The sequence below is a fragment of the Micromonospora citrea genome (assembly GCF_900090315.1).
In the GTDB taxonomy this organism is placed as follows: Bacteria; Actinomycetota; Actinomycetes; order Mycobacteriales; family Micromonosporaceae; genus Micromonospora; species Micromonospora citrea.
The window spans coordinates 3,143,725-3,166,172 of the sequence record NZ_FMHZ01000002.1 but is presented as its reverse complement, the minus strand read 5'-3'; the positions used below and the strand labels follow the sequence as shown (position 1 = coordinate 3,166,172).

Below are 22,448 nucleotides of genomic sequence, written 5' to 3'. Positions count from 1 at the left end.
TACGTCACGTGCGGCGCGTCGCCGATCGGGCCGCGCCGGCCACCCCGACCCGGAGAGCAGGTACCCGTGCCACCGTTCACCACCCACACCGCAGACACCGCCCCCGCCGACGCGCGACAGACGGTCGAGGCGGTGCACCGCAGGCTCGGTCATCTGCCCGCCGCGGTCGGCCTGATGGCCGAGTCCCCGGAGCTGCTCAGGGGCTTCCTCACCGTCAACGGCATCTTCGAGAGCTGCGCCCTCGACCCCGTCGAGCGGGAGGTCGTCGTCATGACCGTCGCCACCCGCAACGAGTGTCACCTCTGCGTCGCCATGCACACCGCCACGCTGACCCGGCACGGCGCCGCGCCCGAGCTGATCGAGGCGCTGCGCGCCGGCGCGCCGCTGCCCGACGACCGGCTGGAGGCGCTGCGCCGCTTCACGCTCGCCGTGCTCGACCACGCGGGCGCGGTCCCCGAGGGCGGGATCGCCGCCCTCCTGGCCGCCGGCTACCAGCGGCGGCACGCCCTGGACGTGGTGCTCGGCGTCGGCACGTACACCATCTCCACCTTCGCCAACCGGCTCACCCGCGCCCCGCTCGACCCGCCCGTGGCCGCGTACGCCTGGGAGCCGGCCGGCTGACGGCGGTCAGCCTTCCGCGGCGACCCGGTCGAGCCACTCGCCCACGAGGGCGTCGAAGAGGGCGGGCTGCTCGATCTGGAGGTTGTGGCCGGCGACGTCGAGCACCGCGAACGTCGCCCGGGGGTAGTGCGGCAGCAGCGCGAACTGGTCGAGGTAGCCGGTGGAGTGGTCCTGCCGCCCGGTGAGGATCAGGGTCGGCCGGGTGAAGGGCGCGCCGCCCTCGGGATCCTCGGCGAGCCTCCACCGCCGGGCGATGCGCTCCAGCGCCGCGCCGTCGGCGGCGTCGAGGCCGGGCAGGATGTCCTCCCGGAACCGGCGCAGCGTCTCCGGGGACTGCACGACGGCGACGTCCGCGAACCTGGCGGCGGTGTCGTCGTCGGTGGCGGCGAGCAGGTCGGGGTCGGGGCGCAGCACCTGCCGCCGCGGCACCCGGCGGTCCGCCCTGTCCACGGCGGTGCCGATGGGGCAGACCAGCGCCAGTCCGAGCACCTGCTCGGGACGGGACCGGGCCAGGGCGCGGGCGAGGTAGCCGCCGTAGGACTCGCCGACGAGCAGGAACGGGGTGTCGGCGAGCAGGTCGTCGACGACGTCCTGGACGGTGTCGAGCACGTCGTCGGAGCTGGCGATCTCCGCCGGAGCCGGCGACACGCCCATGCCGGGCAGGTCCGGGTAGAGCCGGCGGTAGCCGGGGCGCCCGGCGAAGACCGGCTCCAGGCAGCCGAGCATCAGCCGGTGGTCGGGGCTCCAGCCGTGCAGCGCCAGCACGGGGGTGCCCGCACCCCGCTCGACGACCTCCAGCGACACGGACGTACGGCGCGGCATCCCGGCTCCTCCATGGTTCTGCGACGGCCCGGGGATGCTGCCATCCGGCACCGACATCCGGGCCCGTTCGCGGGACCGGTGTGGCGCGACGCACAGCGGGCCGCCGACATCACCCCACCCGGCCGGGCCGGTCGGCGGCACGGTGGGGGAGACTGGCAGGTATGGCGGCTCGTGGCTTCCCGTACACCGATCTGAAGGACTTCCTCGCGGCGCTGGAGCGCGCGGGCGAGTTGCGGCGGGTGAGCGTCCCCGTCGATCCGACCCTGGAGATCAGCGAGATCGTCACCCGGACGGTCCGCGCGGGCGGCCCGGCGCTGCTCTTCGAGCGGCCGACGCGCGGCGAGATGCCGGTGGCGATCAACCTCTTCGCCACCGAGAAGCGGATGGCGATGGCGCTCGGCGTCGAGTCGCTGGACGAGGTCGGCGAGCGGATCGGCAACATGCTCAAGCCGGAGCTGCCGATGGGCCTCTCCGGGATGATGGACGGCCTCGGCAAGGTCATGCAGCTCAAGTCGATGCCGCCGAAGAAGGTCAGGACGGCTCCCTGCCAGCAGGTGGTCTACCGCGGCGACGACGTCGACCTGAACCGGCTGCCAGGCCTGCAGGTCTGGCCGGGCGACGGCGGGATCTTCCACAACTTCGGGCTGACGCACACCAAGCACCCCGAGACCGGCAAGCGCAACCTCGGGCTCTACCGGTTGCAGCAGCACTCCCGGAACACCCTCGGCATGCACTGGCAGATCCACAAGAACTCCACCGCGCACCACGCCGTCGCCGAGCGGCTGGGGCAGCGCCTGCCGGTGGCGATCGCCATCGGCACCGACCCCGCGGTCGCCTACGCGTCCAGCGCCCCGCTCCCCGCCGACATCGACGAATACCTGTTCGCCGGGTACCTGCGCGGCGAGCGGGTGGAGATGGTGGACTGCCTGACGGTCCCGCTCCAGGTGCCGGCGCACGCGCAGATCGTCCTGGAGGGCTACATCGAGCCGGGCGAGCGGCTGCCGGAGGGCCCGTTCGGCGACCACACCGGCTTCTACACGCCGGTCGAGCCGTTCCCGGTGGCGCACATCGAGTGCATGACCATGCAGCGCAGCCCGGTCTACCACTCGATCGTCACGTCGCAGCCGCCGCAGGAGGACCACGGCCTCGGCAAGGCCACCGAGCGGATCTTCGCGCCGCTGCTGCGCTTCCTGATCCCGGACATCGTCGACTACGACCTGCCCGCCGCCGGCGTCTTCCACAACTGCGCGATCGTGTCCATCCGCAAGCGCTACCCGAAGCACGCCCAGAAGGTGATGAACGCGATCTGGGGCGCGCACATGATGTCGCTGACCAAGCTGATCGTGATCGTCGACGAGGACTGCGACGTGCACGACTACAACGAGGTCGCCTTCCGCGCCTTCGGCAACGTCGACTACGCCCGCGACCTGCTGCTCACCGAGGGCCCGGTGGACCACCTCGACCACTCCTCCTACCAGCAGTTCTGGGGCGGCAAGGCGGGCGTCGACGCCACCCGGAAGCTGCCCGAGGAGGGCTACACCCGGGGCTGGCCGGAGGAGATGCGGATGGCCCCCGAGGTCGTCTCCCTGGTCGACAAGCGCTGGAAGGAGTACGGCATCTGATGCCGACGAACTCCGATCCGCGCGATCTTGCAGTTTCGGCCCCCGGTTCGCCCGGTTCATCCGCCTCTGTCGGGGCGGAAAGTGCAAGATCGCGGGGGAAGGTGCGGGCGTTCCTCGATCTTGTGGCGATCGAGCACTCCGTTTTCGCGCTGCCGTTCGCGTACCTGTCGGCGCTGACCGCGATGGAGGTTTCCGGGGGGCGGGTGCGCTGGCTCGACCTGCTGCTGATCACCGTGGCGATGGTCGGCGCGCGGACGTTCGCGATGGCCGCGAACCGGATCCTGGACCGCCGGATCGACGCGCGGAACCCGCGTACCGCCTCCCGGGAGCTGGTCACCGGGGCGGTCAGCGTGCGGACGGCCTGGACCGGCGCGGCGGTCGCGCTCGTGGTCTTCCTGGCCGCCGCCGCCCTGCTCAACCCGCTCTGTCTGGTGCTCGCGCCGCTCGCCGTGGTGCCGCTGGTCGTCTACCCGTACGGCAAGCGGTTCACCAACTGGCCGCACGCCATCCTTGCCGTCGCCCAGGCCGTCGGGCCGGTCGGCGCCTGGCTGGGCGTCACCGGCACCCTCGACGGCTCCTGGCCCGCCTGGCTGCTCGGCGTGGCCGTCGGGCTCTGGATCGGCGGGTTCGACCTGATCTACGCCTGCCAGGACGCCGAGGTCGACCGGCAGATCGGCGTGCACAGCGTGCCCGCCCGTTACGGGCTGCGGTTCGCGCTGCACGCCTCGACCGTCGCGCACGTGGTGACGTTCGTGCTGTTCCTCTGGTTCGGCGCGCTTGTCGGCTTCGGCTGGCCCTGGTGGATCGGGCTGGCGCTGACCGCGCTCGCCTTCGGCTACCAGCACGTGGTGGTCAGCCCGACCGACCTGAGCAAGGTCAACCGGGCCTTCTTCACGGCCAACGGCTTCGTCGGCATCGCGCTGTTCGTCTTCGCCCTGCTCGACCTGGTGGTCCGCCTCGGCCTGCGCCCCTGAGGGTGCGCCCGGTCCACTGCTCGGCGGGAGGTCGACCGCGGCGGCCGGTCCACCGGCCCCGCGCCGGGCCGGTCGGCCCACACCGCGGCGGGCGGGCGCAGGACGGCGGGCCGAGCTGACGGCGGCGGGTTGAGCTGACGGCGGTGGGGCTCAGCCGAGGGCGGCGGGTTGAGCTGACGGCGGCGGGGCTCAGCCGAGGGCGGCGGGCTCGGCGCGGGCGTCGGGGTAGCGGGCGCTCTCCAGCGTCCACTCGACGGTGCCCCGGACGGCGTTCGCCACCCCGTCGAGATGGTCGGTGACCGCCTCGTCCAGCGCCGGCCCGAACGACGGCAGCGCCGCGCGCAGCTCGACGAAGCGCCGCATCGACGCCCGCCAGCGCTCGGCGGTCAGCGCGATCGCGGCCTCCAGCGGCACCCCGTGCTCGGCGGCCGTCGCCAGCACCAGGTTGTGCCCGCCCGAGGTGGCCCGGTCGCGCTCCAGCGAGGCCAGGTCGTTGTACCAGGACAGCAGGTCGTTGCCCGTGTCGGCGATCCGGCGCAGCAGCGGGTGGTGGTGGACCGCGTCGGGCAGCGGACGACCGGTGACGAACTCCACCAGCGGATACGACACGTACGCGGCGGAGGTGGCGCGCCGCAGTTCGACGTACTCGGCCACGACGGGCCGGCGCCCGGCCGACTTGTTGACCGCCTCCCGCCACGTGCCGTCCAGGTGGTCGGCGACGGCCTCGGCGAATCGCTGCCGCCAGCGGGCCGGCATCCGCCGCCGCGGCTCCCGCCAGGCGCGCACCAGCAGCCGCCGCAGCGGCCCCGTCAGGCCGGCGTGCCGCAGGCGGGGACCGTCGTGCAGCAGGCTCAGCACCCCGGCGCGCAGCGCGCGGATCTGGTCGGGGCCGAGCCGGTTCGGCCCGTCGCAGGCGTCGTCGACGAGGAAAAACCAGGTGAACAGCGCCGTGAGCACGCGCAGGTCGGCCTCGGTGGCGTCCGGGTAGAGGCGGCCGGCGTACCGGGCGACCCCCGCGCCGGCCAGTCGCCGGGGGGTCGGGTCGTCCGCCGGCAGGCCGAGGCCCGGCAGCAGGTCGTCGGTCACCCACTCCTGCACCCGGTCGGCGTGCGGCGAGAGCCGGGGCGGGATGGGGCATTCCGACCGTAACGACCAGAGGATCTCGCCGGTCATCTCCCATTCCTCCCGCGTGCGATCCGCGTCCTCGCGAATCGCCTCCGGCAGCATGTCAGGTCGCCGGGATCCCCGCGATCCCGGCCGACCGCGCGCTCGCCGGAGACATCCGCCCGTACGCGGACCTCGCGGCCGCCTCCGGAAACGCACCGGGGTCGGGGGTGCCCGTCGGGGCGTGGGCGCGACCAGGCAGGCTGGGGGCATGCGGGAACCATGGGTGGTCGGGGTGTCCGGGGCGTCCGGAACGCCGTACGCGGCGGCCGTCGTGCGGGCACTGCTCGACGCCGGGGAACCGGTGGACCTGATCGTCTCCCGGGCCGCCCGGCTGACCGTCCTCGACGAGACGGGCCGCCCGTTCCGGGACGGGCACTGGGCGGAGGACCTCGCCGCCTGGCTGGGCCGGGACCTCGCGGGAGCCGACGTGCGGCACTGGCCCGCCGGCGACCTGGCGGCCGGCCCGAGCAGCGGCTCCTACCGGGTACGCGGGATGGCGGTGGTGCCGGCGAGCACGGCTGCCTGCGCCGGCATCGCGATCGGGCTCTCCAAGGACCTGCTCCAGCGCGCCGCGGAGGTGAACCTCAAGGAGCGCCGGCCGGTGGTGATGGTGCCCCGGGAGACGCCGGTGACCCGCAGCCACCTGGAGCACCTGATCGCCCTGCACGACGCGGGGGCGGTGGTGCTGCCGGCCAGCCCCGGCTTCTACGGCGCGGGGGCGGCGGCCTCCGCCCAGCAGCTCGTCGACTTCGTGGCCGGCAAGGTGCTGGACGCCCTCGGCGTGCCGCACGACCTGTTCCGTCGCTGGTCGGGTGAGCTGGGCGCGGCGCGGGACGGAGCCCGGGCCGCTTCACGGGATCCGCTGGACTGAGCCTGGCCGCTGAACGCGGACGCGGGACGGAGCCCGGCCCGCCTTACGCGGAACCCGCGGGCCGGAGACGGCATCGGGGCTCGGCCTCGTCGAAGGTGGCGCGGGGTCCGCAGGATCCGACGCCCGTCGCCCGGGTGGCCCCGCTTCCACAGGGCCGCGGACCGGAGCTGGCGTCCGGTCCGCGCGATGATCCGCACCGTTCAATACATGCCGGCGTTGGCCGGGCCCGGCCCGGTCGAGGCGGCCGGCCCCGCGTTGCGCGGCTTGCCGACGTCTTCCGCCTCGTCCAACATGCCCTCCCCCTCAAGCAGGGCCCGCACCTCGGATTCCCGAAACCGGCGATGCCCGCCTGGAGTCCGGATGCTGCCTATCCGGCCCGCCGCCGCCCATCGCGTCACAGTCTTCGGGTCGACCCGAAACAACGCGGCAACTTCACCCGGTGTCAGCAGGCGATCTCCAGTGTCCACAGCCCCCTCCTCGCGTCGACGAAGCCCCCGGCTGAACACACTGCCCCCGGCCGGTGCGAGCCCAGAGCCGTCATGAGGGACGTATGGCAATTACAGCACCAGCGACCTGGCCTGTCCGCCAAACGCGAAAAACGCACTGAGTGGGAAGTTAGGAAATATTACCTGCGTAGGGCTCCCTTGACTATGAGTCTGCGAACAACTACCCGCTGTCATGTTCAACGCATCCCGGGTGCCCGGCGTTACGCCCGGGCAGCTAGGGTCTACAGTCCGTGGACGCCATCGACCGGAGCCTCGTCGAACTACTGCGCGGCAACGCCCGCCTGTCCTACGCCGAGCTGGCCCGGCAGGTCGGCCTCTCCGCGCCGGCCGTGCACGAGCGGGTCGGCAAGCTGGAGGCCAGTGGCGTCATCCGGGCATACCGGGCGGAGGTGGAGCCCGAGGCCATCGGCTTCGCCGTCACCGCGCTCATCGGGATCGTCGAGGACTCCGGCGGTGACACCGACGACGTGCTGGAGGCGTTCCGGCAGATGCCCGAGATCGAGTCCTGCTACTTCATGGCCGGCGTCGAGTCGTTCATGCTCAAGGCCAGGGTCGGCACCATCGCCGAACTGGAGCGCCTGATCGTACGGCTGAACCGGACGCCCGGCGTCGCCTCCACCCGGACCGGCATCGCGCTCTCCACGAAGTGGGAGAACCGCCCGCAGCCTCCGGTGCCGCCGGAGGCCTGAGCGGGGCGGCCTCCCGGGCGCGGCACCGGTCCGCCGCCTCGCGTGCCGGAGACGAGCCGCTGCGCGGGGAGTCGGTCCGCCCGGCTCTGGCGCGCGCCGCCCGGGCGGGGATAGCGTGCGCCGATGACGAAGCCCGCTCCCGGGGCGGCAGTGGTCACCGGCGCCGCCGGCGGTCTCGGCCGGGCCATCGCCGCCGCGTTGCACGCCGACGGCTGGCAGGTGCTCCTCACCGACCTCGACGCCGGGGCGGTGGCCGACGCCGCCGCGCCGCTGGGCGGCTGGTCCCGGCCGCTCGACGTCCGCGACGAGGACGCCTGCGCCGCCGTCGCCGCCGAGGCGGCCGGGCGGGGCGGCCTCGGCCTCTGGGTGAACAACGCCGGCATCCTGGTCACCGGCCCCTCCTGGGAGCACGACGCGGCCACCCGCCGCAGGATGGTCGAGGTGAACACCCTCGGCGCGATGAACGGCACCCTCGCCGCGCTGGCCGTCATGCGGGCCCGGGGGCACGGGCACGTGGTCAACGTCGTCTCGCTGGCCGGGCTGGTGGCCGCTCCCGGCGAGACCGTCTACGCGGCCAGCAAGCACGCGCTGATCGCCTTCAGCATCGGCACCCTCGCCGACCTGCGGCTGGCCGGGCACCGGGGCGTACACGTCTCGTGCCTGTGCCCGGACGGGATCTGGACGCCGATGCTGCACGGCCGGCTGGACGACGCGAATGCCGCGGCCTCCTTCACCGGGACGCTGCTGAGCCCCGAGCGGGTGGCCCGCCGGGCCGCGCGGCTGGCTCGCCGGCCCCGCCCCGTGGTCAGCGTCCCGCGCTGGCGCGGCGCGCAGGTACGGCTGCTCGACGCGCTGCCCGGCGCGGCGGTGCGGCTCGCCCCGCTGATCCTCGCCGCCGGGCGGGCGGGCCAGCGCCGCCAGCGCCGCCGGGCCGGAGCCGGGCCGCGCTGACCGGGCTTGCTAGGTTTCGGGCGTGACTCATCTCGACCGGTGCGACGAGGCCAGCCGGCGCTGGGTGACCGAGGCGATCGCCACCGTCGAGGCGGACGCCAACCGGTCCGCCGACACCCACCTGCTGCCGTTCCCGCTACCCCGCGCCTGGGGGATCGACCTCTACCTCAAGGACGAGTCGGTGCACCCCACCGGCTCGCTCAAGCACCGGCTGGCGCGCTCGCTCTTCCTCTACGGGCTGTGCAACGGCTGGATCGGCCCGGAGACCACGATCGTGGAGGCGTCCTCCGGCTCCACGGCGGTCTCGGAGGCCTACTTCGCGCGGATGCTGGGCCTGCCGTTCATCGCGGTGATGCCGGCCTCCACGTCGCCGGAGAAGATCGCCCAGATCGAGTTCCAGGGCGGGCGCTGCCACCTCGTCGACGACCCGGCCAAGGTGGTCGTCGAGGCCCGCTGGCTGGCGGAGGACTCCGGCGGCCACTTCATGGACCAGTTCACCTTCGCCGAGCGGGCCACCGACTGGCGGGGCAACAACAACATCGCCGAGTCGATCTACGCGCAGCTCGCGCTGGAACGGCATCCCGTGCCGACCTGGATCGTGGTCGGCGCCGGCACCGGGGGCACCAGCGCCACCATCGGCCGGTACGCCCGCTACCGGCGGCTGCCCACCAAGCTCTGCGTGGTCGACCCGGAGAACTCCGCGTTCTATCCCGCCTGGCAGGCCGCCGACTGGTCGGTCCGCACCGGGCGCGGCTCCCGGATCGAGGGGATCGGCCGGCCGACCGTGGAGGCGTCGTTCCTGCCCTCGGTGGTGGACCGGATGGTCCAGGTGCCCGACGCCGCCTCACTGGCCGCCATGCGCGCCGGCTCGGCCGTGCTCGGCCGCCGGGTGGGCGGCTCGACCGGCACCAACCTGTGGGGCGCGTTCGGGCTGATCGCGGAGATGCTCGCCGAGGGCCGCACCGGCTCGGTGGTCACCCTGATCTGCGACGCCGGCGACCGCTACGCCGACACCTACTACGCCGACGGCTGGGTGGCCGCCCAGGGGCTCGACCTGGAGCCGCACCTCGCGACGATCGAGCGCTTCCTCGCCGACGGCGCCTGGCCAGCCTGACGCCTCGGCGGGTCAGCGCGGGTCGACGCGCTCGGCCAGCCCCGGGTAGCGCATTACGTAGCCCTCGGCGTCGAGGTCGACGTCGGCGGTGAACGTGTCGCTGGTGAAGCGGACCCGACCAGGACCGAGCGGCGTGTAGACCTGCTCGGCGGGCACCACCATCAGGCTGGGCACCAGCACCCAGGCCACGGCGATCCGGTGCGGCGTGTCGGCCGTCGCCCGGGGCAACCCGAGGCGGCGCACCGGCAGGGCGTTGAACAGCGGCGAACCGCCGAGGTCGACGTCCAGCGCCTCGGTCAGCCGGTCCGGGTCGTCGGTGCCGGCCAACCCGGTGGGCGGGTGGCCGGCGGCCCGCAGCGCCGCGTCCAGGTCACCCTGCTCGCCGGTGGTCACCCGCCACCGGTCGCCGGCCCGTTCCAGGCGTACGCTCCGCAGCCACCCCGAGCCCTCCACCTCGACCTCCACCCGGGTGGTGACCCACTCCGGGTCGGTGGCGAGCTGGTAGCGGCAGGTGTAGGGCACCGGGTCGACGGCGGTGAGCGTGCCCCGGGCCGTCAGCCCTCGGCCGTCGTCGAGCAGCGCGTGCTCGCTGCCGGCGGTGTCCGTCCGGGTCCAGAAGAGCGACTTCGGCATGGTCGGCATGAGCCGGACGTTACGCGACCGGACCGACACCGGCAGGGGATGCGGAAACGCCGCCGTGGAGCACGTGCTCCACGGCGGCGTTCCGGTCGGCCGCTCGTGATCAGTGGGTACGGGCCGGCGGCCGCCCGCCGAAGCCCCGCCGGTCGTCGCGCGGCCGGTCGTCGCGTCCCCGGCCCTCGGGCCGGAAACCGCCCCGGTCGCCGAAGCGCCGCTCGCCGCGCTCGCCGTGGCCGCGTCCCTCGGTGGGTCGGTCGCCGTAGCGGCGCTCGCCCTGGGGTCGGTCGCCGTAGCTCCGGCCGTCGGTGGGTCGGTCGCCGTAGCGGCGCTCGCCCTGCGGGCGGTCGCCGTAGGGCCGGTCGCCGTGGCGGCGCTCGCCCCGGTCGGCGAAGCCGCGCTCGCCGTGGCCGCGTCCCTCGGTGGGCCGGTCGCCGTAGCGGCGCTCGCCGTAGCCCCGGCCGTCGGTGGGCCGGTCGCCGTAGCGGCGCTCGCCGTAGCCCCGGCCGTCGGTGGGCCGGTCGCCGTAGCGGCGCTCGCCGTAGCCGCGTCCCTCGGTGGGTCGGTCGCCGTAGCGGCGCTCGCCGTAGCCGCGTCCCTCGGTGGGTCGGTCGCCGTGGCGGCGCTCGCCCCGGGCGTCGCGGTCGCCGAAGCGGCGCGCGCCGCCCGGCCGGTCGCCGTGCCGGCGCGGCTCCTCGGGCTCGTTGCGGACCGGGACGCCGCTCGGCTCGCGGGCGCCGGTCAGCTCGGCCAACGCCGGGTCGCCGGCCCGCACCCGGGTCTCCGCCGGCGCGACGCCGGCCTTCTCCAGCATGGCGAGGGTCGTGCGGCGCTGCTTCGGCAGCACCAGCGTGGCGACCGCGCCCGACTCACCGGCCCGGGCGGTACGCCCCGCACGGTGCAGGTAGTCCTTCGGGTCCTTCGGCGGGTCGACGTGCAGCACCAGCGAGACGCCGTCGACGTGGATGCCCCGGGCCGCCACGTCTGTGGCGACCAGGACGTTCATCCGGCCCTCGCGGAACTCGGCCAGCGTGCGGGTACGCATCCGCTGGGTCTTGCCGCCGTGCAGCCCACCCGCGCGTACGCCGACCGCGGCGAGCTGCTCGACCAGCCGGTCCACGCCGAGCTGGGTGCGGGCGAAGACCATGGTCCGCCCGTCGCGGGCCGCGATGGACGCCGCCACCGAGAACTTGTCGTGCGGCGGGATCAGCAGCATGTGGTGGTCCATCGTGGACACCGAGGCGGTGGACGGCGCGGTCGAGTGGGTCACCGGGTCGGTCATGAACCGCTTGACCAGCGCGTCGACGTCACCGTCCAGGGTGGCCGAGAAGAGCAGCCGCTGGGTGCCCGCCGTCGTCTTCGCCAGCAACTCGGTGACCTCGGGCAGGAAGCCCATGTCGGCCATCTGGTCGGCCTCGTCGAGCACGGTCACCTCGACGTCGTCCAGGTTGCAGACGCCCCGGGCGATCAGGTCACCCAGCCGGCCGGGAGTGGCCACGACGATCTCCACGCCGCGCCGCAGGGCGTCGATCTGCCGGTCGTACGGCACGCCGCCGACGGCGGTCTTGAGGAAGACTCCGACGGCCTTGCCGAGCGGCAGCAGCGCGTCGTTGACCTGCATGGCGAGTTCGCGGGTCGGCACCAGGACCAGGGCCCGCGGGTGCAGCGGCCGGGCCCGCTCGCCGTCGGCCACCCGGGCCAGCAGCGGCAGGCCGAAGGCCAGGGTCTTGCCGGAACCGGTCTGGCCCCGGCCGAGGACGTCGCGGCCGGCGAGCGCGTCCGGCACGGTGGCGCGCTGGATCTCGAAGGGGGCGGTGATGCCCTGCCGGGCGAGCGCGCGGACCAGCGGCTGGGGCAACCCCAGCGCGGCGAAGTCGGTGGCCTCGGCCGTCACCGGCGCGGCCGGGCCCTGCGGGCTGGTGTCCCGCTCGGCGGCCTGCGCGTCGAGGCTCTGGAGGGCGGGCGGAAACGTGCTGGGTTCAGCAAACGTGGTCAAGAAATGCCTTTCGAGCGGGGCGCATCTTCGCGATGGCCTGCCGCAGCTGAACGCCGCCGAATCGCCCGCAAGATCGCCCATGGGCGCGCACGGCGCGCCGGGTCAGTGATCGTCACCAGTGTACGGCGACGTGGCGAACCCGCCACCGCACCACGGATCGGTAGTGGGCGGGCTCACCATGGCCGTCGCCGGGCGGCTCACCCGGTCAGGGCGCCGCCCACCAGCCCGCCCACGGTGTCGGTGGCGAGCAGGACGATCAGCACGCTGATCGCCACGAGCAGACCCAGCGAGGTGGCCAGGACGATCACCACCTTGGTGGTGCTGGACCGCTCCTCGGTGGGGGTCTCCGTCCAGCCCTGGGCCAGGATGTGCCCGGTCAGCGACCCGGAGTTCTCCAGGGGGTTGTTGGCCGGGAACGCGACCGTGGCGAAGCCCGGGCCGTCCGTGCCGGCGCCGTAGATCGTGCCGAGGTCGGGCCCGCCGTCGTAGCGGCCTGCGGGGGTGCCGTCGGACCGCCCGCCCGAAACCGCGTCGGCCGGCCGCCCGGTCGACCGGCGCGCCTCCCAGGGAGCCGTGGCCGGCTCGGCGCCGCCCGGCCGGCGGTCGCCCGGGCTGGTCGACGGCGGCCACGTCGGCAGGGCGGGGGCGGGCACGGGCGGCGCGGCGGCCGGCGGCGCGGAGAACGGCGAGGCTGCCGGCGGCGCGGAGACCTGCGGCGCGGGGAACGGCGGCGCGGAGGCCGGCGGGGGCCCGGAGACCGGCGGAGCGGGGAACGGCGGCACGGCGCTGGCCGGCGGCGCGGAGACCTGCGGCGAGACGGCCGGCGGCGCGGAGACCTGCGGCGTGGGGAACGGCGGCGCGGGGGCCGGCGGGGGCGCGGAGACCGGCGCGCTCGCGGGCGCCCCCGACGAGGTCGGGGCCGTCGCGGGCGGCGGCGGGAACGGCGGTGCCGGCATCGGACCCGGCGGGGGTGGCGGTGCGGGCACAGGTGGTCCGGGAGGCGGCGCCGGCGGACCCGGCACGGGCGGCACCGGACCCGGGGGCGTCGGGCGGGGCGGCACCGGGCCGGGCGGGTGGGGAACGGGGAGCGGCGGGGTCGGGTTCGGGACCGGCGGGTTCGGCGACGGCGGGGTCGGTCCGGGCACCGGCGGCACGGGGGCCGGCGCCGGCTCGGGCTCCGGGACCGGCGGCTTGGGCGGCTGCGCCGGCTCCGGCGGCTGGGCGGGCTCCGGCGGCTCCGGATTGACCGGCGCAGCCCCGTAGACCCGGGCCTCGCCGGTGCGTGACCGGATGGCCGCCGCCTCGTCGGCGGAGACCCGCCGCATCCCGGGCACGGCGGCGCTGGCCCGGGCCGCGGCGGTGCCGCGCTGCTCGGGGACGCCACCGGCCGGGGCGCTCGCATCCGTGGCACGGTAGGTGGTGCCGGCGGTCGGGCGGGCCGGCGGCGGCGCCTCCCCGTCGCCGGGAGCGGTGGCGGTGGCCACGCTCACCCGACCCCGGGCGGGCTGCCGGCGTACGTCGTCGGCGGGCGGCTCGGTCGACGACCCCGACGGGCCCGCGGAGCCGGCGCCCGACGCGGACCCGTCGTCGGCCGCGGTCGCGACGGACCCGCCGGACGCCGAGGGCTGCGCGGACCCGGCGTGACTCCGGTCGGGGGGCGTGGATCCCTGGTCGACCGGCTCCCCCGGAACCTCATGCTCGGCCATGCTCGCCCTCCGCGCCACGCTCGCGCCCGGGTCCGCGGCGTCGGACCGGACGTGTCTGACTGTCACCGTGCCACATTCCGGCCGTGCGGCACAGCCGGAGTGCGTAGCGGGCCGATGGTCGGCGCGGACCGGCGTCGGCGCGCCGGGCGGGGGCCGACCGCCCCGGTCAGCTACCGGTGCTCGCCGAGGTGCTGCCCGTCGGGTCGGCACTGCCCGCCGCCGTGGTCGGCGCCACAGCGCCCGACGTGGCGCTCGGCACCACAGCGCCCGACGTGGCGCTCGGCGCCGACGAGGCGGAGCGGCTCGCCGACGGCGACCCGGACGACTCGATCGGGGACGGCGACGGTGACGTGCTGGGCGTGGGCGACGTGCTGGGCGACGGCGACCCGCTGGGCGACGCCGAGGGCGAGGTCGACGGCGAGGTCGACGGGCTCGGCGACGGCGACGTGGGCTTCGCGGTCGGCTTGGCGCTGCCCGTCGGCTTCGGCGTGGGCGACGTGCTCTGCGTCGGCGTGGGCGACGGGGTGCTGGTCGGCGCGGGCACCGCCCCGATCACGCGGGTCGCCGCGTAGAGGCGGGACCAGCGCACCGGGGAGATCTTGACGACGTCGCCCGTGGTCGGCGCGTGGATCATCTTTCCGCCGCCGACGTACATGCCCATGTGGTGGATCGTCGTCCAGCTCGTGCCGGACGCGAAGAAGACCAGGTCGCCGGGGAGCAGCGCGGAGCGGGACACGGTGCGGGAGCGGGTGGCGTAGTACTGGTCCCGGGAGACCCGGGGCAGCCCGTAGTAGCCCGCGTGCCGGTACGCGGCGTAGATCAGGCCGGAGCAGTCGAACCGGTCCGGCCCCTCGGCGGCCCACAGGTAGGGGTCGCCGAGCTGCGCCTTGGCGTAGGCCACGGCCTTCAGTGCGGTCGGGTGGGCGGCCAGCCCGTTCGCGGTCTCGTTGCCGAGGTAGTCGGCGCCGAGCTGCTGGTCGAGGGCCTCCTGCTGGCGTTCCAGCTCGACGAGCTGGGCGGCGTTGTCGCGGCGCAGCTTCGCGAGCTTGGCCTCGGCGTCGCGTAGGGACTTCTCGCCGGCCGCGTATTCCGTCTGGGCGCCCTTGAGCCGGGACTCGGCCGACACCATCGCCTGGTTGGCCGCCTGCTCGCCGGTGCGGGCGCGGGACAGCTCGCCCTCGGCGGCGGTGGTGCCGCCCTCGGCCTTCTCGCCCCGGACGATGCGGGCGAGCCGGCTCAGCTCGTGCAGGTCGTTGGCGAACTCGCCGGGGGGGAGGGCGGCGGCGGCCTTGAACGCGCCCGCGGCGGCGACGTCGGCGCCCTCCTGGGCGCGGGCCAGCGCCTCCCTGGCGAGCGCGAGGTCGCGCTCGGCGGTGGCCCGCTGGGTCTCCGCCTCGGTGCGCTTCTGCAGCAGCAGGAGCAGTTGGTCGCGCAGCTGCCCGACCTGGGCCTCGGCGGCGTAGATCTGGGCGCCGAGCGGGCCGTTGACCAGGCTGCCGCCCGGCAGGACGGTGCTGCCGGGCGCGCCCACGAGGCCCGGCACACCGCTGCCCGGCGCTCCGCCGGGCAGCTGGAGCGATCCGGTGACGACCGGGCGGGACCCGCTGTCGGGGACGCTCGAGGGCAGGGCCGGGTCGGCCTGGACCGGGTTGGCGAGGACCGTGGCGGCGACGGCTCCGAGCAGGGCGGACCAGAGCGCCGGGCGCAGCACCGGCGAGATCACCGGGCTCCGTCGTCGCTGCCGTCGCCCGCGCCCGCTGTCGACCATTCCGCTCCCCGTCCGGCGTGGTGTCGCCGCGCCGGATGGGCGCGGCCGTGAGGACGCTACCAGTGTGTGTCGAACGTCCCATCCTGTCTTACCTCACCCAGGCAGCCATGTCGATGGATCGACGGGTTACGGGAGACTGAGAGTTCGGTGAGCGAGGGCACGGGGGTCGACCGTGCTGCGGGGACGTCGGCGGCCCGACGTACGCTCGATTCCTACCGCAGGTGGAAGGGACGTGGCTTTCGATGGACGCCGGACTCAAGCGTGAGCTCGAAGCGAAGGTGTACGCGGGCGAGCGGCTGACCCGCGAGGACGGCATCGCCCTCTACGACAGCGACGACCTGACGTGGCTGGGGCGGCTGGCCCACCACAGGCGTACGGAGCTCAACGGCGACCGGGTGATGTTCAACGTCAACCGGCACCTCAACCTGACCAACGTCTGTTCCGCCTCGTGCGCGTACTGCTCGTTCCAGCGCAAGCCGGGCGAGAAGGACGCCTACACGATGCGCATCGACGAGGCGGTCCGCAAGGCCAAGGAGATGGAGGACGAGCAGCTCACCGAGCTGCACATCGTCAACGGCCTGCACCCCACGCTGCCCTGGCGCTACTACCCGAAGGTGCTCCGCGAGCTGAAGGCGGCGCTGCCGAACGTCAAGCTCAAGGCGTTCACCGCGACCGAGGTGCAGTGGTTCGAGAAGATCAGCGGCCTGACCGCCGACGAGATCCTCGACGAGCTGATGGACGCCGGCCTGGAGTCGCTGACCGGCGGCGGCGCGGAGATCTTCGACTGGGAGGTCCGCCAGCACATCGTCGACCACGCCTGCCACTGGGAGGATTGGTCGCGCATCCACCGGCTGGCGCACAGCAAGGGCATGAAGACGCCGTCGACCATGCTCTACGGCCACATCGAGGAGCCCCGGCACCGGGTCGACCACGTGCTGCGGCTGCGCGAGCTGCAGGACGAGACCGGCGGCTTCGTGGTCTTCATCCCGCTGCGCTACCAGCACGACTTCGTCGACTCGGCCGACGGCAAGATCCGTAACCGGATCCAGGCCCGCACGACGATGGCCTCGCCGGCCGAGTCGCTCAAGACCTTCGCGGTCTCCCGGCTGCTCTTCGACAACGTCCCGCACGTGAAGTGCTTCTGGGTGATGCACGGGCTGTCGGTCGCCCAGCTCTCGCTCAACTTCGGCGTGGACGACCTGGACGGCTCGGTCGTCGAATACAAGATCACCCACGACGCCGACTCGTACGGCACCCCGAACACGATGCACCGTGACGACCTGCTGCACCTGATCTGGGACGCCGGCTTCCGCCCCGTCGAGCGGAACACCCGCTACGAGGTGGTCCGCGAGTACGACGCCGCCCCGTCCCTGGCGGAGCGGCGCGCCGAGCCGCAGCAGGTCTGGGCCTGAGCCGGCACGTACCCTCGTAGGCCATGACCGAGCAGCGGAGCGGGTTCCCCCGGCGCGACGCCGAGGGGCGCATCCTCACCCTGGGCGACCTGCTCGGGGTGAGCCTGGCCGGGCTGGTCGTCGGCCTGCTGGCGGTGCTGCTGTTCGACTGGGCCTTCGCGCTGGTCGGCAGCGGCGACTTCGGGCGGGCCAACGGGTGGCTGGCGGTGATCCTGCCGGCCTGGCTGTTCTGGGACGACTTCCGGGCCTGGGAGTTCGGGGCGGCCCGGGTGGTGGCGGGGCTCGCGGCCGGCGCCGTGGGGCTGGTCGCGGGGCTGGTGGTGGCCGGCCTGGCCGCCGGGCTTCCGCCGCTGGCCTCCGGCGGGCTGGGCGCGGCGGCCCTCACCCTCGCGTACGCGGTGGTCTGGTTCCACGGCGTCCACTGGCTGGCCCGCCGGACGGGCTGAACCCGCACCGGGGCCACCCCGGAGGCGGAGAAACGGAGTGCGGAACGTGAGCGCGGCGGTCAAGTACACGCTGGGCCGGATCGGGCTGTTCGTCGCCGTGCTGGCGGCCCTCTGGCTGGTCGACATGAATCTCTTCGTCAAGCTGATGCTGGCGCTGGCCTTCTCGGCCGCCGCCTCGTTCTTCCTGCTCAAGGGCTGGCGGGACGAGATGGCCGTGGAGATGGCCGAGGCCGCCGAGCGTCGTCGCGCGGAGAAGGAGCGGCTGCGCTCGGCCCTCGCCGGCGACGACCAGGACCCGGACGGCCCCGCCGCCGAGAAGTGACGAGAGGCCCGCGCCCCCGGGGCGGACCCGGGAGGCGCGAGCCCCTCGATCGGTGACGTCGGGCGGTCAGGTCACCAGTTGGTGGAGCCGGGCACGTGCGGCCACGGCATCCGGTCGGGCTTGATCAGGTAGACGACGCCGCCGGAGCCACCGGAGACGCCGCCGTTGGCGTTGATCCGCTTGGTGCGCAGCCAGATCTGCTCGAACTGCTCGCGCGGGTAGACGTTGCGCACCGCGTCGTTGCTCGACGAGGCGGGGTCGTTGACGATCACGTCGCCCTCGGCGGTGAAGCCGACGACCACGAACAGGTGCCCCGAGGTGCCGTAGCCCGCCCCGTCCAGCTCGCTGGCCAGGAAGGACTGGCTGGTCACCACCGGGATGCCGGCGGCGATGAAGCGTTCCACCTCGTCCAGCGAGTGCAGCCGGGTGACCCGCGCCTCCAGCCCGGGGAAGCTGGCCGCGTACGCGGTGTTGAACGGCCAGTTGCCGGCGCCGTCGTACTGGTAGTCGTAGACCATCCGGGCGGCGTGGTTGACCGTCGGGTCCGGGTAGGTCGGGTCGACCCAGGAGGTGTCCTCCTCGGAGGCCTTGCGGCCCCAGTACTCGATGACCATGGTGGTGGAGGTGGGGGAGCACCAGGCCTGGCCGCCGCCGTCGTACTCGGGGTAGTGGCCGGTGTGGATGTTCTGCGAGTAGCGCGGCACGGCGAGTTCCCTGTCCCAGGCGATGCCGCCGGCGCTCGGGGTGACGGTGAACCGGTCCGGCACGTTGGAGCTCATCGCGCCCAGCGTGTGCACGACCGGCGAGGCCTTCTGGCCCGGCGCGCGGTAGAGGGTGAGCCGCAGCTGGTAGGCACGCAGCAGCACCCCGACCGAGGCGTCGTCGATGCTGAACGTGTCGGTCCAGATGGTCGACCAGGGGTCGCCCTGCCGGTTGACGCTGGTCCGCTTGATGTCGGCGTCGCCGGAGGCCCAGCGCCCCATGACGTACCACTTGGTCTGGACGCCGGTGTTGTAGGTGCCCTGCATCTCCACTTGGATCCAGGTGCCGGCCGGGGTGTTCGCGTTCCACGAGGCGATGAGCTCGGTGGCGTCGAACCCGACCTGGGTGACCGGGGAGGTCCAGGTCGCGTACTCCCAGCTCCGGGTCACGCCGGTGTGCGGGTCGGTGTAGTCGGTGGTGCCGAGCGGCGTGGCCAGCGTGACGCCGGGCCGGAGGCCGGGAACGGCCTTCGTGCCGGCGTGGGTGCCGCGACGCCAGTCGGGGTGGCGGGACCAGTCCTGGAAGGTGATCTGCTCGTCGTGGACCACCGGGCGGGTGGTCGACGGGGCCGTGACGGGCGCCGCGACGGCGGGCGTCGCGGTGCCGAGAAGGGTGAGCGCGGTGGCGGCCGCGAGGGCGGCCGTGCGCAGGCGGGTTCGGGCCATGGGTCCTCCGCAGGGACGGACGGATCGTTGCGGGTCAGTGTCCCGCCCGGAAGGAACTTTCGCTATAGGTCCAACTATGGAAAATCCTTGCCGACGTGAGGATCAGGATGGCATGCAACTGGATAGCGATGAATGTTGATATGACCATGTGAGCGTGGTGGAGTGTCCTCCACCGAGCGGGATCTCCTCCCGCCCCCCGAGGAGGTTGTCCATGGCCTTCCGCAACACCACCCTCCGCCGCCGCCTGGCGATCGCCGTAGCAGCCGGATTCGGCCTGCTCACGGTCGCCGCGGCGCCGGCCGCCGCCCGGCCCGCGCCGGAGCACGCGGCCGACTCCGCGGCCACGTCCTACCGGGTGCTCGGCCCGCGTACGGTGGCCGACCGCACCGCCGTCGCCGGCACCGGCGCCGCCATCGACCATGTCGAGCACGGCGTCCTGAACGTCTCGGCCACCCCCGCCGAGGCGGCGGCGATCACCCGGCTCGGCTTCCGGCTGGAGGCGGTCGCCGCCCCGTCCGCCGACGGGCACGACCACGCCGAGGGGGACGTCGGCACCGCCGCCTTCCCGCCGGCCGACTCCAACTACCACGACTACGCCGAGCTGACCGCCGTGGTGAACAAGGTGGTAGCCGACCACCCGTCGATCGCCCGGAAGATCAGCATCGGCTCCTCGTACGAGGGCCGGGACCTGATGGCGGTGAAGATCTCCGACAACGTCGCCACCGACGAGAGCGAGCCGGAGATCCTGTTCAACTCGCAGCAGCACGCCCGCGAGCACCTGACCGTCGAGATGGCGATCTACCTGCTCAACCTCTTCACCGACAGCTACGGCAGCGACTCCCGGGTCACCAACATCGTGAACACCCGGGAGATCTGGATCGTGCCCACGGTCAACCCGGACGGCAGCGAGTACGACATCGCCACCGGCTCCTACCGGTCCTGGCGCAAGAACCGGCAGCCGAACAGCGGCTCGTCGTACGTCGGCACCGACCTGAACCGCAACTGGTCCTACCAGTGGGGCTGCTGCGGCGGCTCGTCCGGCTCGACCTCGTCGGACACCTACCGGGGCCCGTCGGCGTTCTCCGCCCCGGAGACCGCGGCGCTGCGCAACTTCGTCAACAGCCGGGTCGTCGGCGGCACCCAGCAGATCAAGGCCAACATCGACTTCCACACGTACTCGGAGCTGGTGCTCTGGCCGTTCGGCTACACGTACAACAACACCGCGCCGGGGATGACGACGGACCAGTACAACACCTTCGCCACCCTGGGCCAGCAGATGGCGAACACCAACGGCTACACCCCGCAGCAGTCCAGCGACCTCTACATCACCGACGGCGACAGCATCGACTGGATGTGGGGCCAGCACGGCATCTGGGCGTACACCTTCGAGATGTACCCCGGTTCGGCCGGCGGTGGCGGCTTCTACCCGCCCGACGAGGTGATCCCCGCCCAGACGTCGCGCAACCGGGAGGCGGTCCTGCTGCTCAGCGAGTACGCCGACTGCCCGTACCGGGCGATCGGCAAGGAGGCGCAGTACTGCGGCGGTGGCGGCGGCGGCACCACGGTCTGGTCGGACACCTTCGAGACGGCCACCGGCTGGACGATCAACCCGAACGGCACCGACACCGCGACCACCGGGGCGTGGGAGCGGGGCGCCGCCCAGGCGACCACCTCCAGCGGCGCCAAGCAGCTCGCCCCGTACGGCGGCAGCAACGACCTGGTGACCGGACGGCTGGCCGGCACCTCGGCCGGTGACTACGACATCGACGGCGGGGTGACCAGCGCCCGGTCGCCGGCGGTGACCCTGCCGGCCTCGGGCACGCTGACGCTCTCGCTGGCCTGGTACCTGGCGCACGGCTCGAACGCCTCGTCCGCCGACTACCTCCGGGTCAGCGTGGTGCACAACGGCGGCACCACGGCCCTGTTCACCCAGTCCGGCGCGGCCACCAACCGCAACGGCGCCTGGGCGGTGACGAACGCCAACCTCACCCCGTACGCCGGCCAGTCGGTGCGGATCCTCGTCGAGGCGGCGGACGCCTCGGGCGCGAGCCTGGTCGAGGCGGCTGTGGACAACGTCACCATCACCAGTTCCTGACCCGGGTGGGGCCCCGTCCCGCCCCCGGCGGGGCCCCACCCACTCCGCACGGTCCGTCGATCCAGGGCATATCGCCGCTGTTGTCGATCAACGAGCGGCGATGCGACCTGGATCGTCGAGGCACGTCCGGGGCGTGCGCTACCGTTCTACCGACCGCTAGCAGCGAAGCCGGTGCGAATCCGGCGCTGTCCCGCAACTGTGATGCCCCACCACGCCCGGCCGAGGCCGAGCGCGGCGGGGACGAGCCAGGTCGCCTGCGTCAGTGGTCGCGACTCGCGCTCTCGAGGAAGGGCGCCTCGCGGACGGGCGCACCGGTCCCTGTCGGCGAAGCACCACGCTCCTCGACCGACAGGAGGACAGATGTCCAGACGTACCCCCCGGCTCTTCGCCGCGACCCTCGCGGTCGCCGCGCTCGCGCTCGGCGCCTGCGCCGAGAAGACCTCCGACACACCCGCCGCCGGCGGCGGCAGCTCCGCGACGGCCGCCTTCCCGGTCACCGTCGGCAAGCTCACGCTCGACAAGCGGCCCGAGAAGATCGTGTCGCTGGCGCCGTCGGCCACCGAGATGCTCTTCGCCATCGGCGCCGGCAAGCAGGTCACCGCCGTCGACGACAACTCGAACCACCCGGCGGACGCCCCGAAGACCGACCTCTCGGGCTTCTCCCCGAACGCCGAGGCGATCGCCGGCAAGAGCCCCGACCTGGTGGTGATCTCCGACGACCGCAACAAGATCGTCGAGCAGCTCACCACGCTGAAGATCCCGGTCTACCTCACCCCCGCGGCGACCACGCTGGACGACACCTACCGGCAGATCACCGAGCTGGGCGCGCTCACCGGCCACGCCACCGAGGCGGCCGACGTGACCAAACGGATGAAGGACGACATCGCCAAGCTGGTCGCCGACCTGCCGAAGCGCGCCGAGAAGCTGACCTATTACCACGAGCTGGGCCCGGAGCTGTACACCGCCACCAGCAAGACCTTCATCGGCTCGCTCTACGCGATGGCCGGCCTGGAGAACATCGCCGACCCGTCCGACGCCGACGGCAAGAACGGCGGCTACCCGCAGCTGTCGCAGGAGGTGATCGTCAAGGCGGACCCGGACTTCATCTTCCTCGCCGACACCAAGTGCTGCCAGCAGAGCGCGGACACGGTCAAGGCGCGCGCCGGCTGGGCGGGCGTCACCGCGGTCAGGAACAACCAGATCGTCGCCCTCGACGACGACATCGCGTCCCGTTGGGGGCCCCGCGTGGTCGACCTGCTCAAGGCGATCGTCGACGCCACCGCCAAGGTGCCGGCGTGACCCG

At 73.8% G+C, this 22,448-nt stretch carries 20 protein-coding genes and 1 riboswitch; of the genes, 12 read left to right on the top strand and 8 right to left on the bottom strand.

The annotated features are described in order from the left end of the window. The first annotated feature begins 66 nt into the window (after window positions 1-66). The gene (locus GA0070606_RS14445) at window positions 67-621 is read left to right on the top strand and encodes a carboxymuconolactone decarboxylase family protein (RefSeq protein ID WP_091099454.1); all 555 of its coding nucleotides are present in this window, start codon (window positions 67-69) and stop codon (window positions 619-621) included. A 6-nt stretch (window positions 622-627) separates the two neighbouring features. On the opposite strand, the gene GA0070606_RS14440 is transcribed toward GA0070606_RS14445, so the two are convergent. Next, window positions 628-1,443: an alpha/beta fold hydrolase gene (locus GA0070606_RS14440; protein ID WP_091099452.1), complete on the bottom strand. Its 816-nt coding sequence runs from the start codon at window positions 1,441-1,443 to the stop codon at window positions 628-630. A gap of 161 nt (window positions 1,444-1,604) precedes the next feature. Between GA0070606_RS14440 and GA0070606_RS14435 the strand changes: the two genes are divergently transcribed. Continuing rightward, window positions 1,605-3,065 (top strand): menaquinone biosynthesis decarboxylase, encoded by a 1,461-nt coding sequence (locus GA0070606_RS14435; RefSeq protein WP_091099448.1) that lies wholly within the window; start codon window positions 1,605-1,607, stop codon window positions 3,063-3,065. Next, window positions 3,065-4,039 (top strand): menaquinone biosynthesis prenyltransferase MqnP, encoded by a 975-nt coding sequence (mqnP, locus tag GA0070606_RS14430; RefSeq protein ID WP_091099444.1) that lies wholly within the window; start codon window positions 3,065-3,067, stop codon window positions 4,037-4,039. Before GA0070606_RS14435 ends, mqnP begins: the two co-directional genes overlap by 1 nt. 189 nt (window positions 4,040-4,228) lie before the next feature. On the opposite strand, the gene GA0070606_RS14425 is transcribed toward mqnP, so the two are convergent. Continuing rightward, window positions 4,229-5,212, bottom strand: a complete 984-nt coding sequence (locus GA0070606_RS14425; RefSeq protein ID WP_091107732.1) for a terpene synthase family protein — start codon at window positions 5,210-5,212, stop codon at window positions 4,229-4,231. A 202-nt stretch (window positions 5,213-5,414) separates the two neighbouring features. Here GA0070606_RS14425 and GA0070606_RS14420 point away from each other — a divergent pair, with 202 nt between their 5' ends. Then, the gene (locus GA0070606_RS14420; RefSeq protein ID WP_091099441.1) at window positions 5,415-6,077 is read left to right on the top strand and encodes a UbiX family flavin prenyltransferase; all 663 of its coding nucleotides are present in this window, start codon (window positions 5,415-5,417) and stop codon (window positions 6,075-6,077) included. Window positions 6,078-6,277: 200 nt separating this feature from the next. Here GA0070606_RS14420 and GA0070606_RS14415 read toward each other — a convergent pair whose 3' ends face one another. Further along, on the bottom strand, window positions 6,278-6,544 hold the full coding sequence (locus GA0070606_RS14415) for a BldC family transcriptional regulator (RefSeq protein ID WP_089002465.1): 267 nt from the start codon (window positions 6,542-6,544) through the stop codon (window positions 6,278-6,280). Between the two features lie 269 nt (window positions 6,545-6,813). On the opposite strand from GA0070606_RS14415, the gene GA0070606_RS14410 reads away from it, so the two are divergent. From GA0070606_RS14410 to cds1, 3 genes are all read left to right on the top strand, one after another. Continuing rightward, window positions 6,814-7,272: an Lrp/AsnC family transcriptional regulator gene (locus GA0070606_RS14410; protein ID WP_091099437.1), complete on the top strand. Its 459-nt coding sequence runs from the start codon at window positions 6,814-6,816 to the stop codon at window positions 7,270-7,272. Between the two features lie 123 nt (window positions 7,273-7,395). Continuing rightward, window positions 7,396-8,223, top strand: a complete 828-nt coding sequence (locus tag GA0070606_RS14405) for an SDR family NAD(P)-dependent oxidoreductase (RefSeq protein ID WP_091099434.1) — start codon at window positions 7,396-7,398, stop codon at window positions 8,221-8,223. Window positions 8,224-8,245: 22 nt separating this feature from the next. Then, on the top strand, window positions 8,246-9,337 hold the full coding sequence (cds1, locus tag GA0070606_RS14400; RefSeq protein WP_091099433.1) for an L-cysteine desulfhydrase Cds1: 1,092 nt from the start codon (window positions 8,246-8,248) through the stop codon (window positions 9,335-9,337). 12 nt (window positions 9,338-9,349) lie between these two features. Here cds1 and GA0070606_RS14395 read toward each other — a convergent pair whose 3' ends face one another. The 4 genes from GA0070606_RS14395 to GA0070606_RS14380 all read right to left on the bottom strand — a co-directional run bounded on the left by GA0070606_RS14395 (window position 9,350) and on the right by GA0070606_RS14380 (window position 15,443). Next, the gene (locus GA0070606_RS14395; protein WP_091107730.1) at window positions 9,350-9,970 is read right to left on the bottom strand and encodes a putative glycolipid-binding domain-containing protein; all 621 of its coding nucleotides are present in this window, start codon (window positions 9,968-9,970) and stop codon (window positions 9,350-9,352) included. 109 nt (window positions 9,971-10,079) lie between these two features. Further along, window positions 10,080-11,969 (bottom strand): DEAD/DEAH box helicase, encoded by a 1,890-nt coding sequence (locus tag GA0070606_RS14390; RefSeq protein ID WP_425413049.1) that lies wholly within the window; start codon window positions 11,967-11,969, stop codon window positions 10,080-10,082. Window positions 11,970-12,166: 197 nt separating this feature from the next. Beyond that, window positions 12,167-13,675 (bottom strand): hypothetical protein, encoded by a 1,509-nt coding sequence (locus GA0070606_RS33705; RefSeq protein ID WP_176737322.1) that lies wholly within the window; start codon window positions 13,673-13,675, stop codon window positions 12,167-12,169. A gap of 166 nt (window positions 13,676-13,841) precedes the next feature. Continuing rightward, a complete protein-coding gene (locus GA0070606_RS14380) occupies window positions 13,842-15,443 on the bottom strand; it encodes a C40 family peptidase (RefSeq protein ID WP_091099430.1) in 1,602 nt (533 codons plus the stop codon). Window positions 15,444-15,685: 242 nt separating this feature from the next. Between GA0070606_RS14380 and mqnE the strand changes: the two genes are divergently transcribed. From mqnE to GA0070606_RS14365, 3 genes are read left to right on the top strand one after another with little or no spacing between them, the layout of a single operon-like run. Then, a complete protein-coding gene (mqnE, locus tag GA0070606_RS14375) occupies window positions 15,686-16,855 on the top strand; it encodes an aminofutalosine synthase MqnE (RefSeq protein ID WP_091099427.1) in 1,170 nt (389 codons plus the stop codon). Window positions 16,856-16,878: 23 nt separating this feature from the next. Further along, the gene (locus GA0070606_RS14370) at window positions 16,879-17,301 is read left to right on the top strand and encodes a hypothetical protein (RefSeq protein ID WP_091099423.1); all 423 of its coding nucleotides are present in this window, start codon (window positions 16,879-16,881) and stop codon (window positions 17,299-17,301) included. Window positions 17,302-17,347: 46 nt separating this feature from the next. Then, window positions 17,348-17,623: a DUF4229 domain-containing protein gene (locus GA0070606_RS14365; protein ID WP_091107724.1), complete on the top strand. Its 276-nt coding sequence runs from the start codon at window positions 17,348-17,350 to the stop codon at window positions 17,621-17,623. A 71-nt stretch (window positions 17,624-17,694) separates the two neighbouring features. On the opposite strand, the gene GA0070606_RS14360 is transcribed toward GA0070606_RS14365, so the two are convergent. Then, a complete protein-coding gene (locus tag GA0070606_RS14360) occupies window positions 17,695-19,050 on the bottom strand; it encodes a peptidase C39 family protein (RefSeq protein WP_091099420.1) in 1,356 nt (451 codons plus the stop codon). Window positions 19,051-19,261: 211 nt separating this feature from the next. Here GA0070606_RS14360 and GA0070606_RS14355 point away from each other — a divergent pair, with 211 nt between their 5' ends. Together GA0070606_RS14355 and GA0070606_RS14350 are read left to right on the top strand one after the other, a co-directional pair. Continuing rightward, window positions 19,262-21,145: a M14 family metallopeptidase gene (locus GA0070606_RS14355; protein WP_091099417.1), complete on the top strand. Its 1,884-nt coding sequence runs from the start codon at window positions 19,262-19,264 to the stop codon at window positions 21,143-21,145. 167 nt (window positions 21,146-21,312) lie between these two features. Next, window positions 21,313-21,395, top strand: a riboswitch (cobalamin riboswitch). 110 nt (window positions 21,396-21,505) lie between these two features. Beyond that, window positions 21,506-22,444: an ABC transporter substrate-binding protein gene (locus GA0070606_RS14350; protein ID WP_091099414.1), complete on the top strand. Its 939-nt coding sequence runs from the start codon at window positions 21,506-21,508 to the stop codon at window positions 22,442-22,444. Window positions 22,445-22,448: the final 4 nt, after the last annotated feature.